The organism is Streptomyces sp. NPDC038707, from assembly GCF_040636485.1.
Classification (GTDB): domain Bacteria; phylum Actinomycetota; class Actinomycetes; order Streptomycetales; family Streptomycetaceae; genus Streptomyces.
Map to the genome: position 1 here is coordinate 1 of NZ_JBEZUP010000092.1, position 1,962 is coordinate 1,962.

Sequence of the window (1,962 nt, forward strand, 5' to 3'; positions counted from 1 at the left end):
GCACGGCCCACGCCTACACCTCCGCGGTCGTGCGACTCCTCGCGGACCGGGCGCCGGGACTGCTCAAGACCCTGCGCGAGCACAATCCGGACTACGTGCTCCTGGACGGCACGCTCAGCGAGTGCGACCGCCTGGGCGACGGACGCACCGATTACTCCCACAAGCACCGGCGCCACGGCGTGAACGTGCAGGTCGTTACCGATCCCGAAGGCCGGCTGCTGTGGATCTCGCCGGCACTGCCGGGCCGCGCTCACGATCTGACCGCCGCCCGCACTCACCGCATCATCCGGATCTGCGAACGCCAAGGCGTCCCGATCGTGGCCGACCGCGCCTACATCGGGGCCGGCGCCTGGGTCACCACCGCAATCCGCCGCCCGCCCAACGGAGAACTGTCACCGACCGAGCGGACGCTGAACCGGGCACTCGCCCATGCTCGTGCTCCTGTCGAACGAGGTGTCGCCCGGCTGAAGTCCTGGCGGATCTTCCGCCGAAGCCGCTGCAGTCCGAACCGGATGACGGTCATCGCTGCTGCGGTCCTCGCCTTGGAGCGGCAACGCTGAAAAAGCTCAATGACTCTTGCGGTACTGGGAAGCCGGATTCAGGAGCTTCGGCTGCGTCAGTCCCTGACGCTCCAGGAGGTCGCGGACCGGGCGGGGGTGAGCGTGAGCATGCTGTCCTCGGTGGAACGCGGACGGAAGGCGCCCACGGTCCTGGTGCTGGCGCGCATCGCGGAAGGGCTGGGGGTGACGGCTGCCTGTCTGCTCACCGAGCCCGAGCCCGTTCTGGTGCGCCGTGCGGCCGATCAGGACGTCGTCGAGGAGCCCGGGGGATGGTGGCGTACGATCCTGTCACCGGTGGTGCCCGGGGTGAACTTCGAATGGATTCGCTCCGTGCTGCCTCCGCACTGCGATGCCGGGGAGTATCCCGCTTACGCCAGCGGCTCCCATGAGTACGTCTTCGTGGAAGGCGGGACACTGCGGCTGACCGTCGGTGAGGCGGTGACAGAGTTGCTGGTGGGGGACTCGGCCTACTTCCCGGCCGACGCCGTGCACGGCTACTCGAACCCGGGCGAGACTCCTTGTGTCTACTACGTTGCTGCACTGATCATGCGTTGTGACCTTCGGCGTGGCTGCACAGAGTGGAGACCTTAGCCATACCGAACCGTTGACGGCAGTTCTCAGCTTTGCTGTGTCCGTGGCGGGCCTAAGGGTTGTCCCGTTAAGGATCTTGGAGTCGCCGGACGTAGCGGCCCACCGTGCCGCGTGCGACCTATCCGGCGAGGGCGAGGTTGTGTAGACGGGCGATGCCGAGCATGGCGTGGTGGACGCCGTCGCCTTTGAGGCGGCAGTCGCGGAGTATCTTCCAGGTCTTCATGCGGGCGAAGACGTGCTCGACGCGGGCGCGGACCTGCTTGTGGGACTTGTTGTGTTCCTCTTTCCAGGCTGGCAGTTCGGTCTGGCCGCGCTTGCGACGGTGCGGGATGACGAGTCCGGTGCCCGGGTAGCCGCCGTCGGCGATCGTGAGGGTGTTGCCGACGGCGGCCTTGGCGCCGGATTCTTCCCATGCCTTGCAGTCGTTGCGGTTCCCGGCGAGGGGCCGGCCGACCACGACGACCAGGCGGGTGTCGGCGTCGATGACGACCTGGTGGTTGGTGGAGTACCGATAGTTCTTCGACCGCTCGGCGATGGTGTGGTCCCGTGTGGGGACCAGGGTGCCATCCACGATGAGCACGGTGTTCTTGGCGAACCGCTCGCGAGACCGGAGCGCCAGCAGGGGGCCGAGGTGGTTGATGACCCGGCCGGCCGTGGACTTCGAGATGCCGAACAGCGGGGCGAGCTGCCGCAACGTCAGATTGGTGCGCCAGTATGCCGTGACCAGCAGAACCCTGTCCTCCAGCGGCAGACTCCACGGCCGGCCTCGGTGGACCACATCTGCTCCATCCCGACGCAGCATGGTCAGCAG

At 67.3% G+C, this 1,962-nt stretch carries 3 protein-coding genes; 2 read left to right on the forward strand and 1 reads right to left on the reverse strand.

Annotated features, from left to right (window positions below):
• Positions 1–560 (forward strand): transposase family protein (locus AB0E62_RS39915; RefSeq protein WP_362206015.1); only part of this gene is annotated, 560 nt, incomplete at its 5' end.
• A gap of 9 nt (positions 561–569) precedes the next feature.
• Complete coding sequence (locus AB0E62_RS39920) at positions 570–1,151, forward strand: XRE family transcriptional regulator (RefSeq protein WP_362206018.1); 582 nt, start codon at positions 570–572, stop codon at positions 1,149–1,151.
• 118 nt (positions 1,152–1,269) lie between these two features.
• Here AB0E62_RS39920 and AB0E62_RS39925 read toward each other — a convergent pair.
• On the reverse strand, positions 1,270–1,962 hold a 693-nt coding region (locus tag AB0E62_RS39925), incomplete at its 5' end, for a transposase (RefSeq protein ID WP_362206021.1).

Excerpts from the sequence above, each read along its gene's own strand:
- AB0E62_RS39920 (WP_362206018.1), top strand. The coding sequence starts at position 570 with ATGACTCTTGCGGTACTGGGAAGCCGGATTCAGGAGCTTCGGCTGCGT.